This window comes from Enterobacter cloacae complex sp. HYC033_NIDB (genome assembly GCF_056673335.1).
The window spans coordinates 3,408,428-3,420,510 of the sequence record NZ_CP115123.1 but is presented as its reverse complement, the minus strand read 5'-3'; the positions used below and the strand labels follow the sequence as shown (position 1 = coordinate 3,420,510).

The 12,083-nt window shown below is 54.6% G+C and carries 14 protein-coding genes; 3 read left to right on the top strand and 11 right to left on the bottom strand.

Annotated features, from left to right (window positions below):
* Positions 1 to 20: 20 nt before the first annotated feature.
* A complete protein-coding gene (locus O1721_RS16420; protein ID WP_003856755.1) occupies positions 21 to 317 on the bottom strand; it encodes a YciI family protein in 297 nt (98 codons plus the stop codon).
* A 221-nt stretch (positions 318 to 538) separates the two neighbouring features.
* Here O1721_RS16420 and tonB point away from each other — a divergent pair, with 221 nt between their 5' ends.
* Positions 539 to 1,267, top strand: a complete 729-nt coding sequence (tonB, locus tag O1721_RS16415) for a TonB system transport protein TonB (protein WP_017384230.1) — start codon at positions 539 to 541, stop codon at positions 1,265 to 1,267.
* 38 nt (positions 1,268 to 1,305) lie between these two features.
* Here the strand turns inward: tonB and yciA are convergent, their stop codons facing one another.
* From yciA to O1721_RS16390, 5 genes are all read right to left on the bottom strand, one after another.
* Positions 1,306 to 1,701 (bottom strand): acyl-CoA thioester hydrolase YciA, encoded by a 396-nt coding sequence (yciA, locus tag O1721_RS16410; RefSeq protein WP_032648507.1) that lies wholly within the window; start codon positions 1,699 to 1,701, stop codon positions 1,306 to 1,308.
* A gap of 98 nt (positions 1,702 to 1,799) precedes the next feature.
* The gene (locus O1721_RS16405; protein ID WP_032648506.1) at positions 1,800 to 3,986 is read right to left on the bottom strand and encodes a TonB-dependent siderophore receptor; all 2,187 of its coding nucleotides are present in this window, start codon (positions 3,984 to 3,986) and stop codon (positions 1,800 to 1,802) included.
* A 180-nt stretch (positions 3,987 to 4,166) separates the two neighbouring features.
* The gene (locus O1721_RS16400) at positions 4,167 to 4,706 is read right to left on the bottom strand and encodes a septation protein A (protein ID WP_003856762.1); all 540 of its coding nucleotides are present in this window, start codon (positions 4,704 to 4,706) and stop codon (positions 4,167 to 4,169) included.
* A 13-nt stretch (positions 4,707 to 4,719) separates the two neighbouring features.
* Positions 4,720 to 5,463 (bottom strand): YciC family protein, encoded by a 744-nt coding sequence (locus O1721_RS16395; RefSeq protein ID WP_015570376.1) that lies wholly within the window; start codon positions 5,461 to 5,463, stop codon positions 4,720 to 4,722.
* Positions 5,464 to 5,488: 25 nt separating this feature from the next.
* Positions 5,489 to 5,893: a YkgJ family cysteine cluster protein gene (locus O1721_RS16390; protein WP_017384228.1), complete on the bottom strand. Its 405-nt coding sequence runs from the start codon at positions 5,891 to 5,893 to the stop codon at positions 5,489 to 5,491.
* A gap of 282 nt (positions 5,894 to 6,175) precedes the next feature.
* On the opposite strand from O1721_RS16390, the gene ompW reads away from it, so the two are divergent.
* Together ompW and ymcF are read left to right on the top strand one after the other, a co-directional pair.
* Positions 6,176 to 6,808 (top strand): outer membrane protein OmpW, encoded by a 633-nt coding sequence (ompW, locus tag O1721_RS16385; protein ID WP_023303840.1) that lies wholly within the window; start codon positions 6,176 to 6,178, stop codon positions 6,806 to 6,808.
* A gap of 29 nt (positions 6,809 to 6,837) precedes the next feature.
* Positions 6,838 to 7,059 (top strand): cold shock small protein YmcF, encoded by a 222-nt coding sequence (gene ymcF, locus O1721_RS16380; protein ID WP_463682615.1) that lies wholly within the window; start codon positions 6,838 to 6,840, stop codon positions 7,057 to 7,059.
* Between the two features lie 35 nt (positions 7,060 to 7,094).
* Here the strand turns inward: ymcF and yedF are convergent, their stop codons facing one another.
* The 5 genes from yedF to trpCF form a co-directional block, all read right to left on the bottom strand.
* Entirely contained in the window at positions 7,095 to 7,328 is a 234-nt protein-coding gene (gene yedF, locus O1721_RS16375) for a sulfurtransferase-like selenium metabolism protein YedF (RefSeq protein ID WP_003856774.1), read from the bottom strand.
* The gene (yedE, locus tag O1721_RS16370; protein ID WP_023303839.1) at positions 7,325 to 8,536 is read right to left on the bottom strand and encodes a selenium metabolism membrane protein YedE/FdhT; all 1,212 of its coding nucleotides are present in this window, start codon (positions 8,534 to 8,536) and stop codon (positions 7,325 to 7,327) included. The genes yedF and yedE overlap by 4 nt, the downstream gene beginning before the upstream one ends.
* A gap of 174 nt (positions 8,537 to 8,710) precedes the next feature.
* Positions 8,711 to 9,520 carry a tryptophan synthase subunit alpha gene (gene trpA / locus O1721_RS16365; protein ID WP_015570379.1) on the bottom strand — a complete coding sequence of 270 codons (810 nt, stop codon included), beginning with the start codon at positions 9,518 to 9,520 and terminating at the stop codon, positions 8,711 to 8,713.
* Positions 9,520 to 10,713 carry a tryptophan synthase subunit beta gene (gene trpB, locus O1721_RS16360; RefSeq protein WP_003856780.1) on the bottom strand — a complete coding sequence of 398 codons (1,194 nt, stop codon included), beginning with the start codon at positions 10,711 to 10,713 and terminating at the stop codon, positions 9,520 to 9,522. The genes trpA and trpB overlap by 1 nt, the downstream gene beginning before the upstream one ends.
* A 10-nt stretch (positions 10,714 to 10,723) precedes the next feature.
* Positions 10,724 to 12,082 carry a bifunctional indole-3-glycerol-phosphate synthase TrpC/phosphoribosylanthranilate isomerase TrpF gene (gene trpCF / locus O1721_RS16355; RefSeq protein WP_023303838.1) on the bottom strand — a complete coding sequence of 453 codons (1,359 nt, stop codon included), beginning with the start codon at positions 12,080 to 12,082 and terminating at the stop codon, positions 10,724 to 10,726.
* Position 12,083 lies beyond the last annotated feature (1 nt).

Genomic DNA, 12,083 nt, shown 5'->3' with positions numbered 1-12,083 from the left:
TCCCGAGGGAGCCTTTCGTTTCAGAATACTTTTTTATACGGACGAACCGTGACTTTCTCGTACACGCCGGCTGCGACGTACGGGTCTGCTTCTGCCCAGGCCTGCGCGGCTTCCAGAGATTCAAACTCGGCAATCACCGTGGAGCCGGTAAAACCCGCCGCGCCCGGATCGTTGCTGTCAACGGCAGGCATCGGGCCTGCGGTCAGCAACCGACCTTCATCCTGTAGCAACTGTAAACGCGCCAGATGAGCAGGGCGAACGGAAAGACGTTTTTCCAGAGAATCAGGTACATCTTCAGCGTAAATCACGTAAAGCACGGCAAAGCTCCTTAACCGGTAAAAGTGACAATTACGTTATGTGAAAGCACAAATGACTGCAATGTAAAGATAATAACAATGTTAAAACCCTGATCTGGATGCCCCTTTTTTGCCCTCATGTACGCTTAAATTGCGCCAGGACAAAGTGTCTTATTGAATATGATTGCTATTTGCATTTAAAATCGAGGTTCGGTTTTTTAACGTTGATGATTATGACTTCGATGACCCTTGATTTACCTCGCCGCTTTCCATGGCCGACGCTGCTTTCCGTCGTTATTCACGGTGCTGTCGTGGCGGGTCTGCTCTATACCTCGGTTCATCAGGTTATTGAAATGCCGGCGCCAGCGCAGCCAATTTCTGTGACCATGGTATCGCCTGCGGATCTTGAGCCGCCGCAGGTTGCGCCGCCGCCGCCACAGCCCGTTGTTGAACCCGAGCCGGAGCCAGAGCCCGAGCCGGTTCCTGAACCGCCGAAAGAAGCGCCGGTAGTGATCCATAAGCCGGAGCCGAAACCTAAGCCGAAGCCAAAACCCAAGCCGGTCAAAAAGGTGGAAGAGCGTCCGAAACGCGAAGTGCGTCCGGTTGAGCCACGCGCCACGCAGCCGGTTGAAAATGCCGCCCCGTCACGTCCGCTGATGAATAACACCACGACCGCGACAAAACCGACGGTAACGGCGCCCGCGGGCCCGCGCGCGCTGAGCCGTAACCAGCCGCAGTACCCGGCACGTGCCCAGGCGTTACGTATTGAAGGGCGTGTACGGGTGAAATTCGACGTTACGGCCGATGGACGTGTCGATAACGTGGAAATCCTGTCCGCACAGCCGGCGAATATGTTTGAACGCGAAGTTAAATCGGCCATGCGCAGGTGGCGCTATGAAGCCGGTAAACCCGGCAATGGGTTGATTGTGAACATTGTCTTCCGCCTGAACGGCGGGGCACAGATGGAATAAAAGAAGCCTCCGCAAGGAGGCTTTTTTTTACCTGAGGATCAGCTCCGTGGGAGCTGGCGGGGCTTACCGTCGCTATCCACCGCCACATAGATGAATAATGCCTCCGTCGCCTTATAGCGCTGACCAATCGGTTCAGAAGAGACTTTTTTCACCCATACTTCAATGTTGATGGAGACAGACGTATTGCCGCGTTTTACGCAGCGTGCGTAACAGCACACCACGTCCCCCACCGCGACAGGGCGCAGGAAGGTCATGCCATCGACCCGGATTGTCACCACGCGCCCGTGTGCAATCTCTTTTGCCAGGATTGCACCGCCCATATCCATCTGCGACATCAACCAGCCGCCAAAAATATCGCCATTGGCATTCGTATCCGCAGGCATTGCCAGTGTGCGTAAAACCAGTTCGCCCTGTGGGGCGTCATTTGTTGTCATTGTTTTTAAACTCGTAACTGAAGACTTCAGGCGGGATGCTACTATGATTTCTGGCTGGAGAGAATAGGGTTAGCGCCCGCAGAGCAGGCGCCTTAGGGTCAGAAGGACAGTGTCACGCCGGCGTAATACGCACGGCCTGGTTCGTTATAGGTCGATGCACCGTCATTTTCTCGGTAAATCTGCTTATCAAAGAGGTTGCTGATCCCGGCATTCAGGCGGAGATCTTTTGTCAGTTGATAGTTACTACCGATCCCAACGATGGAATAGGCGCCAATCTCTTTATCTGACATCGCATTCTGCTCTTTGCGGATTTCAGCATTTTCTCTTGGCTTCTGGCGACCATACATCGTCCAGCCAATGTTCGCTGAAAGTTTGCTGTTAACCTGCCAGTCGAGCATCGTGTTGACGGTATATTTTGGGATAATCGACAGAGGGTTGCCGGTGTCCTTACTTTCAGACTGAATCATATACGTCGCATTGGTGCGCCAGGTTAGCGTGTCGCGGATAACCGGGACGGTGAGGTTGCCTTCCAGCCCCTCAACAACAGCCTTTCCTCCGTTCTGCCACTGAAGGATATTTGCGCCGCTGCTTGTCTGGCCCAGCACGTCCGTTCCCGAAACAATCTTGTTTTTGTAATCGTTGCGGAACCAGGTTATGCCAGCCTCGTAGCCTTCCAGCGCAAAGGCCAGGCCAATCTCTTTGTTCACGCTGATTTCAGGATCCAGATCCGGGTTACCTAACAGGTAACAGCTTCCTTCGGAAACGTTATTCGGGCAGCCATTGCCGCGGGTGGAAAGCAGATAGCCTTCGCTGGATTGATACAGGTTTGGCGCTTTAAATACCCGAGCGATACCCGCTTTAACCTTGAACATGTCACCCAAATCCTGAGAGAGGTTCAGGCTAGGACTCCAGTTGCTGCCAAACTGATTGTGATAATCAAAGCGGAGCCCTGGGATCAGGTTGGTGCCCTGGCGCGCTTCAATATTGTCCTCAAGATAGATGCCAGTGAGGTCAGCGCTGTTTTTGCTGTTGCGCTCAGAAGCCGTACCGGGAACGCCGTTAATCACTTCTCCCGACACATTTGTCGCCTGCATTGAGGCCGGATCGTTCAGTTCATCACGGTTCCATTCTGCACCGACGGTTAGCGTCTGTTCGACCAGCCAGAAGAAAGGCATGTTCAGTTCACCCGTTGAACGGTATGACTCCAGCCGGCTGGTATCGTATTTATCGCTATTGATCATCCCCTCAACTTTGCCCGTAGAGCCTTCTTCCAGGCGGGTGTTGTTGGTCTTTTCATAATAAACACCGAACTTTGACTGACCCCAGTCCCAGATGCCGTTGTGCGTAATGCCATAAGACTGGCGGTACATTCGGTTCGTTTCGTGTCCATACAGGGACGACACCAGACCTTCAGGGCTGACGTTGCTGTTGCTGTATTGAGTATCACCCGCGTAGATATTGCCCTGGCGGCTGTAGCTGTAGTCGAAATCGATAATCTGCTGTGGCGTGAGTTTCCAGGAGAACAGGGCATTAATGTCCTTGTTGCGCACGCCTTCACGTCCGGCGGCGTAAGAACCGTTTTGCGCGGTGTTGATGTCCTGAGCATCTGCGTCAGTTTTGTTGATATTCCCGTACAGGCGCATCGTTAACGCATCGCCCGCAAGGGGGCCGCTCAGATCAAAATTAGCGCGTTTCGTCGCTCCCTCTTTATCATTTTCAGGCTGGTTAGTGTACAGGGAGAGCGAGCCGTGCCAGTCGTTGGTCGGGCGTTTGGTAATGATGTTGACGACGCCGCCGGCCGCCCCCGAACCATAGCGGGCGGCAGCAGGTCCCCGGAGCACTTCAATGCGCTCAACCATCTCTGGCGGAACCCAGTTGGTATCCCCGCGGGTGTCGCGCTCCCCGCGCCAGCTGTAGCGCACCGAGTTACGTGACGTCACCGGCACACCGTCAATCAGAATCAGCGTGTTCTCCGGCCCCATACCGCGGATGTCGATCTGGCGGTTGTTACCGCGGCTGCCTGTCGCGCTGTTTCCGGTGAGGTTAACCCCGGGCATTTTGCGAATAATTTCTGAAAGATCGTTAACCGGTGGATCCTTTTCTATGTCCTTTGCCGTGATGATGGAAACCCCCGGCTGTTGCTTCAGCGCCTCTTCAGCGGTGGCCTGAACAACCATTGTTTCACCATCGGCGAGAGGATCTTCCGCTGCGTGTGCGCTCTGATAAAGCGTTGAAAGAATGGCGAGCGTAAATGTAGCCGGGGCAAATCTTATTATGTTATTCATCAACTCATTTCCATTTGTTAAAAATGCGATGACGAATATTAATGATAGTCATTCTCATTACAATAAAGTGACAGCAATCTCCATAAAATCTTCATGATTCAGACATTTTCGCAGGGAGGATGTAGAGAAAAGAGAAGGCGGGAAAAGAGGCCAGACCGCGCGGCGATCTGGCCAGAAGGATCAGTGCTTGTCATCCTGCGGCATGTGGCGATAAATATAAACGCCGCTGAGCAGGGTGAAGATAAGAGTCAGCGCCGTCAGACCAAACACCTTGAAGTTGACCCAGATATTCTGCGGCAACCAGAATGCGATATAGATATTCGCCAGACCACACAGAATAAAAAATAGCGCCCAGGCGATATTCAGACGCCCCCACACAGCCTGCGGCAGGGTCAGTTCTTTCCCCAGCATGCGCTGGATCAGCGGCTTCTTCATCACCCACTGGCTGATGAGGAGTGCGCCCGCAAACAGGCCGTAAATCACCGTGACCTTCCATTTGATAAATTCATCATTGTGGAAGAACAACGTCAGACCTCCAAACACCGCCACCATCAGGAAGGTGATGAGCGCCATCTTTTCAACTTTGCGATAGCGAACCCAGCTGTAAATCAGCACCACAGCCGTTGCCACAATCAGCGCCAGCGTACCGGCATAAATGTCGTACAGCTTATAAAAAGCGAAAAATACGATCAGCGGTAAAAAATCAAGAAACTGCTTCATTCTGCGATCCCAGTTACTGACGAATTAACATGTACAGGCGGAACAAATAGACCAGCAGCACGGCTGAAATCAGATTGCTCAGCGTATTGGCGACAACCGCTCCGACGTTTGGCGTTAACACCGCAAAATTCGGCGCAAACAGCAACAGCAGAGTTTTGGCCAGCAGCCAGCTGATAACGGCCGGGGCGACCAGTCGCATATTGGCCCATGCGAGCCTGATGCTGCTGCGCATGGCGGTGAAAATGCCCATTTTGTCCTGCACAACCATTACTGGCGCGAATGAAAGCACGATAGCCAGCAGCACGCCCGGAACGACAACCAACATTATCCCCATCTGGACCAGCAGCGTGGTAAGGAAGATGAGGATAAACAGTTTTGGCAGCACCGGAGCGCTGGCCCCGATTGCACGTAACGCGCTGACGCGTTGGCCGGCAGACACCAGTTGGATCATCAGCAACACGCCACCCGCCAGAATGGCGTTGCCAATCAGGCCCGAGAAGGTAGATGCCGCAGATGCGCGCAGCAAGATTTGCTGTTGCTCTGGCGTCATATTCTGCACAAGGTCAAACAACCCTGCGCTGCCTGCAAGATTTTCCCCCTGGCTCAGCGTGGCAATCTGTTCATCACTGGGTGAGAACGCATGACCCAGCACCACCGTAATAAAGGCGCACAACAACGCGATCAGTAAAAAGGTAATGAACTGATTGCGGAAAAAATTTCCCGTGTCACGGTAGACAGACTTCGCCGTGATAGACATGCACTCTCCTTGAGTATTGCAGGTGTTAATTAGCCGGCAATTGTACACCGGATAACACGCTGGTGGCAGCATCAAGGCTTGTATGGAAAAGCATATCTTTGTAAAGCGGCGGTAATCCATAGCGGGCGCGGGCGCGATTGCATGCCTCATTGACCTGCCCATCCTCTCCCGACATCGCGAAAGTGCGACACGGGCTGGGGCGATCCGCGTAAATGGAACAGCGGGTGGATACCCCAGGCTCACCTTGCAGTGCCACACAGCGGCTCTGTTTTTGGTTGGTGCCGCGCATACAGCGCAGAAAAGGGGTTAAGGGTTCAGTGAGATCAACCGGAACGGTGCCGCCGCCATCGCTGGCTTCAGCCCAGTAGAAAGAGACTCGGAAATACGCACAACAGGCTCCGCACGTCATGCACGGGTTATGATCACTCATGGCACACCTGCAAAAGTAGAACGCATCAAATCACATTGTGAGAGCGATAAATTATCCAGCCGCTACAGGAAGCGCAAGAGAGGGAAAACAGAAAATTTTGTAACCATGAGATGCCAAAAATTGACGCGGTAACAACTTATTGCTTTATGAGGCGTCACCAAAAATTAACCTAGATCAATGAATGTTAACTTACTGGTTTTAATGTGATCTGTGTTAGATCACTTATTACTCATTTGTGAGTATATTCTCCTCCGCAATTAAAACCACAACGATGGAGCGGATATGAAAAAATTAGCGGTGGCAGCCCTTATCTTAAGCAGTCTCTCTGGCGGCGCGTACGCGCATGAAGCAGGCGAATTCTTTATTCGTGCCGGTTCGGCAACGGTACGTCCAACGGAAGGGTCCGATAATGTACTGGGTATGGGCGGGTTTAACGTCAGCAATAACACCCAGTTAGGCCTGACGTTTACGTATATGGCAACGGATAACGTTGGCGTCGAGCTTTTAGCCGCCACGCCATTCCGTCACCGCGTCGGTTTAGGACCGACCGGGGACATTGCCACGGTTCACCATTTGCCACCAACGCTGATGGCGCAGTGGTACTTCGGCGATTCCAGCAGCAAGGTGCGCCCTTATATTGGTGCAGGGGTTAACTACACCACCTTCTTTGATGAGAAATTTAACGATACCGGTAAAAAGGCCGGGCTCTCCGATCTCAGCCTGAAAGACTCGTGGGGTATGGCGGGGCAGGTTGGTCTGGATTATCTGATTAACCGTGACTGGCTGATCAACGCCTCGGTCTGGTATATGGACATTGATACGGACGTGCGCTTTAAAGCTGGCGGGCAGCAGCAAAGTATCAATACCCGACTGGATCCGTGGGTATTTATGTTCTCAGCAGGCTATCGTTTCTGACAGAAGATATATCCCCTGTCAGCCGGTGATTGCTGTATGGTGGTTGTTCCATACACCTGGCTGGAGGGGATATCCCCAACATCAAATTTGAGTGTCCGGTTTGTGCAGGTAAACAGTTTCAGTTCACGACGTTCAGCCCAGCACATAGCCTACCTCACGGTGCTATCTGTTCCGTTTGCGGAACACGTCTCACCATTCATTCATGCCTGCCGAAGCTCAGACGACGACGGTGGCCAAAGCCAGTAAACTAGAAAAGGCCTCTGAGAGGCCTTTTTAGATCGTGAAGTCACTTCTGAATTAAATAACGAATGGTTGGTCCGTCCTGCTGGATATCCAGCACGGTATAGCCGTGATTTTTGGCATCAAGAGGAATGTTATTGATCGACTGGGGGCAATCGCTCACCACTTCCAGAATTTCACCTTTCTTTAGCTGCGGTAGCGCTTCAAGCGTGGCGACGGCCGGGTAAGGGCAAGGTTCACCCACCATATCGAGACGATAATCAGGCACGATCTCTTTCATGCGGCATTCTCCTGAGTTTCAGTTTTGGCGGTGGCGCGTCGGAAGAAGCGCTTCTCTTGTGCAACAACCAGTAAGAAGGCGATAAGCAGCAGGGCGTAGGTCACCAGGAGTCCTCCGAGTGGACCAAAGGTTTTCAGCAGGTTGACCTTGTCCCAGTTTGTTGCCAGTACCGGAGAGACGTCATCCCAGTAGTAGGCCAGAATGGTAGCGCCAATCACGTTACCCAGACCCACCCACCAGTAATGCACCTGGCCTTCCACAGCGCGATACATCCAGCCGGTTTCACACCCGCCCGCCAGCACGATGCCAAAACCAAACAGCAGCCCGCCAATGACGGCATTTGGGCCCGCCCACATGATTTTCGGTTCCACGCCGAGCTGAACGTAGCTGAAGATGCCGATCGCGCTCACGGCCATACCGGCAATGATCGCCTTCGCCATCATGGTGCGTCCGGTGATCCACATATCGCGAAACGCGGAGGTAAAGCAGATCTGCGCGCGTTCAATCAGCAGACCAAAACCGACGCCGAACAGCATGGCCAGGCCAAGTTTTGGCTGATTCATCGCCGTGCAAATCGCCCAGGCAACCATGGCAAAAAAGACCAGCATACCGAGGCGGAAGCGACGACGCGCCTGATCGGGTTTTTGCGTTAACGGAGAGGCAGCGCTAACTTTCGTCATTTTCACCGGAATGCGGAACAGCGGCAGCAGGGTGAATTTAGCACCGAAGTAGGAGCCGATGGCGGTGGCGACGGCAAAGAACCAGGCATGCAGCGAGAACTGCGGAATACCGGTAAAGAACGCGGCCAGATTACAGCCCATCGCCAGGCGGGCGCCAAACCCGGCAATGATGCCGCCGACCACGGCCTGCATAATGCGGATGCGGCTTTTCGGCATGCGCAACTTAACGTTGTTGGCCCACAGCGCGGCCGCAAAACAGCCGCCGAACATGCCAATGATCATCATCCCGTCGATGCGGGTCAGCGGTGTGCCATCAAGATGGATCAGTTTGAAGTAGCCCCACTCTTCGGCATGGACACCTGCCAGCTGTAATAGCTGCCCACCCCAGCGGGTAAACTCGCCCGTAACAGCCCAGAAGGTGCCGGTAATACCGAAATAATAAGTAGAGAGAATGCCTGCCGCGATAACGGCCGGAACAGGTGACCAGAACTTAACCAGGTAAGTCTGTTTGAAGGAATGCCATGACATGAATAACCTCTGAACTCAGAAGGGTAACGCTAAAAAGAGCCCAGATCATACGCTTACGCGAAAGTTTGGAAAGTCATTCACACCGAAAATATCGACAGGATCAATTTTGACCTGCTTCTTTCAGGAAGAGAGAAGGGAAAACCGCCTGACGCCGGGGCCAGACGGTGTTAACGGTTACGCCTTGCGCGTGGCCGCTTTCATGGATGTGACGAATGCGTGTAACTCAGCCAGCATCTGCTCTGGCTTATCCACGTTCTTCTCGATGATTTTCACGATAGCCGAACCGGAAATGGCTCCGGCGGCTTTCGCGTCAATTGCCGCAGTAACCTGATCCGGTGAGGAAATGCCAAAGCCCTGAAGCGGCGGTGCAGCATGGTATTCTGCCAGCTTCTCCACCAGATGATGCAGCGGCAGCGCGGCTTTGTTTTCCGCACCGGTGACGCCCGCACGGGAGAGCAGGTAGGTGTAACCTCGTCCGTAAGAGGCAATCTGGCGCAACAGATCGTCATCGGCATTCGGTGGACAGATGAAAATCGGCGCGACGTTGTGGCGCATTGCCGCCTGACGGAATGGCGCAGACTCTTCAACGGGCACGTCAGCCACCAGCACGGAGTCAACGCCCACGCGGGCGCACTCTGCGTAAAACGCATCAATACCGCGGCTGAACACCAGATTGGCGTACATCAGCAGGCCGATCGGAATGGTCGGGTGCTTCTGACGGATCGCCGCCAGCATTTCAAAGCACTGGCTCGGCGTCACGCCCGCGGCAAACGCGCGTAGCGTTGCGTTCTGAATGGTCGGGCCATCCGCCAGCGGATCGGAGAACGGAATACCGAGCTCCAGCGCGTCGGCACCGGCATCAATCAGGGTGTCGATAATCTTCAGCGACTGCTCCGGGCCGGGGTCGCCCAGCGTCACGAAGGGAACGAAGGCGCCTTCCTGGCGAGCTTTCAGTTGTGCAAATGCGTTGTCGTAGCGTTCCATCAGATTTCCCCTCGTGCTTTCAGAATATCGTGAACGGTGAAGATATCTTTGTCACCGCGACCGGAAAGGTTTACCACCAGCAGCTGCTCTTTTTCCGGGTTTTCCTTCATCATTTTCAGCGCGTGCGCCAGCGCGTGGGAAGACTCCAGCGCCGGGATGATCCCTTCATTGCGGCACAGCGTTTTGAAGGCCTCCAGCGCTTCGTCATCGGTGATGGAGACATAATCCGCGCGGCCGGTGCTGTTCAGGAACGCGTGCTGCGGCCCTACGGACGGGAAATCCAGCCCGGCAGAGATCGAGTAAGACTCCTCAATCTGCCCTTCATCGGTCTGCATCATCGGGGCCTTCATGCCGAAGTAGATCCCCACGCGGCCATGCTTCAGCGGCGCACCATGCTCGCCCGTTTCAATACCGTGGCCGGCAGGCTCAACGCCAATCAGCCCAACGCTGGTTTCGTCGATAAAATCGGCAAACATGCCGATGGCGTTAGATCCGCCGCCAACGCAGGCGATCACCGCATCCGGCAGGCGACCCTCTTTTTCGAGGATCTGCGCTTTAGTCTCTTCGCCGATCATGCGCTGGAATTCACGCACGATGGTCGGGAACGGGTGCGGGCCCGCGGCGGTACCGAGCATGTAGTGGGCGGTTTCGTAGCTGCCAGACCAGTCGCGAAGCGCTTCATTACAGGCATCTTTCAGCGTGGCAGAACCGCTGTGCACCGGGATCACTTCCGCCCCCATAAGACGCATACGGAACACGTTTGGCGACTGGCGCTCAACGTCCTTCGCCCCCATGTAAATGCGGCATTTCAGACCGAGCAGGGCGCTGGCGAGCGCTGAGGCCACACCGTGCTGTCCCGCGCCGGTTTCGGCGATGATTTCGGTTTTACCCATCCGCTTCGCGAGCAGCGCCTGGCCAAGCACCTGGTTAGTTTTATGCGCGCCACCGTGCAGCAGATCTTCACGCTTAAGATACAGCGTAGTTTTAGTGCCTTCGGTCAGGTTGCGGCACTTTGTCAGCGCCGTCGGACGACCGGCGTAGTTTTTCAGCAGGTCGGTAAACTCCGCCTGAAACGCCGGATCTTTCTGTGCGCTCACGAACGCTTCTTCCAGCTGGCGCAGCGCGGGCATCAGGATTTGTGGGACATACATCCCACCGAACTCACCAAAATACGGGTTAAGTAATGTCGTCATCTTCTCTTCCTTAATATGCACGCAGAGTTTTAAATACCGATGCCAGCTTGCTGGCGTCTTTAATGCCCGGTTGGGACTCTACGCCTGAATTGAAATCGAGGCCTGCGCAGCCGGTTTTGGCCGCTTCCACACAGTTATCGGGGCTTAATCCCCCCGCCAGCAGGACATTGTCCAGCACTTCGCCACGCAGCAGTGACCAGTCAAAACGCTGCCCCGTGCCGCCCTGGCCGTTGTCGAGCACGTATTTATCAACATGCTTCAGGTTACGCGCGGGCAGGGTGGCGCCAACGCTTTGCGCTTTCCAGATCTGAACCTGAGGCGCCAGAACATGTCGCAGAGCATCGATGTACGCCTGATCTTCATCGCCGTGCAGCTGGATCGCGCTCAGGGATAACGCGTCCGCTTTTGCCGCAACTTCGTTAATATCCGCATTGCGGAACACGCCCACGTAGCTCAGTGGCGCAGCCGCCATCACCTTGCGCGCCTGTTCTTCATTTGCTGCGCGAGGAGAGGACTCAACAAAGATCAGACCACCATAGATTGCGCCCGCTTCATATGCGGCCTGCGCATCCTGTTCACGGGTCAGGCCGCAGACTTTGTTCTCACCCAACAGCACGCGGCGCACGGCCGCATTAAGGTCTTCGTGTTCCATCATTGCGGAACCTATCAGGAAACCGTTGGCAAAGTGGCTGAGTTCGCGCACCTGAGCGTAGCTGTTAATCCCGGATTCGCTGATCACCGTGACGCCCGCGCCCAGACGCGGCGCAAGCTGGCGCGTACGGTTGAGGTCAATCGACAGGTCGCGCAGGTCGCGGTTGTTAATGCCGACCACTTTGGCTTCCAGCGCGATGGCGCGCTCCAGCTCCTCTTCGTTGCTCACTTCGGTCAGTACGCCCATATTCAGGCTGTGCGCGACGGCGGAGAGCTGGCGATACTGCTCGTCATCCAGAACGGAGAGCATCAGCAGGCAGGCATCTGCCTGGTAAAAGCGCGCCAGCCAGATCTGATACGGGTCGATAATAAAGTCTTTGCACAGAATCGGCTGCGGCGCGATGCCGCTGACAACGGGCAGAAAATCGAAGCTGCCCTGGAAATATTTCTCATCCGTCAGCACAGAAATGGCAGACGCATGATGCTTGTAGATACCGGCAATACGCGCCGGGTCGAAATCGTCGCGGATCACGCCTTTGGACGGAGACGCTTTTTTACACTCCAGAATAAACGCGGTACGCGCGCCCTGGAGCGCATCATAAAAACGACGGCTGCTCGGAACGACGTCATTCTGAAAACTGGCGAGCGGCTGCTGTTGCTTACGGGCTTCCACCCAGATGGCCTTATCGGCGACGATTTTCGCTAAAACGGTCTGCATT

What these genes read in the sequence shown, in the direction of transcription:
- tonB (WP_017384230.1), top strand. Translation starts at nt 539, where the DNA reads ATGACCCTTGATTTACCTCGCCGCTTTCCATGGCCGACGCTGCTTTCC.
- yciA (WP_032648507.1), bottom strand. Translation starts at nt 1,701, where the DNA reads ATGACAACAAATGACGCCCCACAGGGCGAACTGGTTTTACGCACACTG.
- O1721_RS16405 (WP_032648506.1), bottom strand. Translation starts at nt 3,986, where the DNA reads ATGAATAACATAATAAGATTTGCCCCGGCTACATTTACGCTCGCCATT.
- O1721_RS16400 (WP_003856762.1), bottom strand. Translation starts at nt 4,706, where the DNA reads ATGAAGCAGTTTCTTGATTTTTTACCGCTGATCGTATTTTTCGCTTTT.
- O1721_RS16395 (WP_015570376.1), bottom strand. Translation starts at nt 5,463, where the DNA reads ATGTCTATCACGGCGAAGTCTGTCTACCGTGACACGGGAAATTTTTTC.
- O1721_RS16390 (WP_017384228.1), bottom strand. Translation starts at nt 5,893, where the DNA reads ATGAGTGATCATAACCCGTGCATGACGTGCGGAGCCTGTTGTGCGTAT.
- ompW (WP_023303840.1), top strand. Translation starts at nt 6,176, where the DNA reads ATGAAAAAATTAGCGGTGGCAGCCCTTATCTTAAGCAGTCTCTCTGGC.
- yedF (WP_003856774.1), bottom strand. Translation starts at nt 7,328, where the DNA reads ATGAAAGAGATCGTGCCTGATTATCGTCTCGATATGGTGGGTGAACCT.
- yedE (WP_023303839.1), bottom strand. Translation starts at nt 8,536, where the DNA reads ATGTCATGGCATTCCTTCAAACAGACTTACCTGGTTAAGTTCTGGTCA.
- trpA (WP_015570379.1), bottom strand. Translation starts at nt 9,520, where the DNA reads ATGGAACGCTACGACAACGCATTTGCACAACTGAAAGCTCGCCAGGAA.
- trpB (WP_003856780.1), bottom strand. Translation starts at nt 10,713, where the DNA reads ATGACGACATTACTTAACCCGTATTTTGGTGAGTTCGGTGGGATGTAT.
- trpCF (WP_023303838.1), bottom strand. Translation starts at nt 12,082, where the DNA reads ATGCAGACCGTTTTAGCGAAAATCGTCGCCGATAAGGCCATCTGGGTG.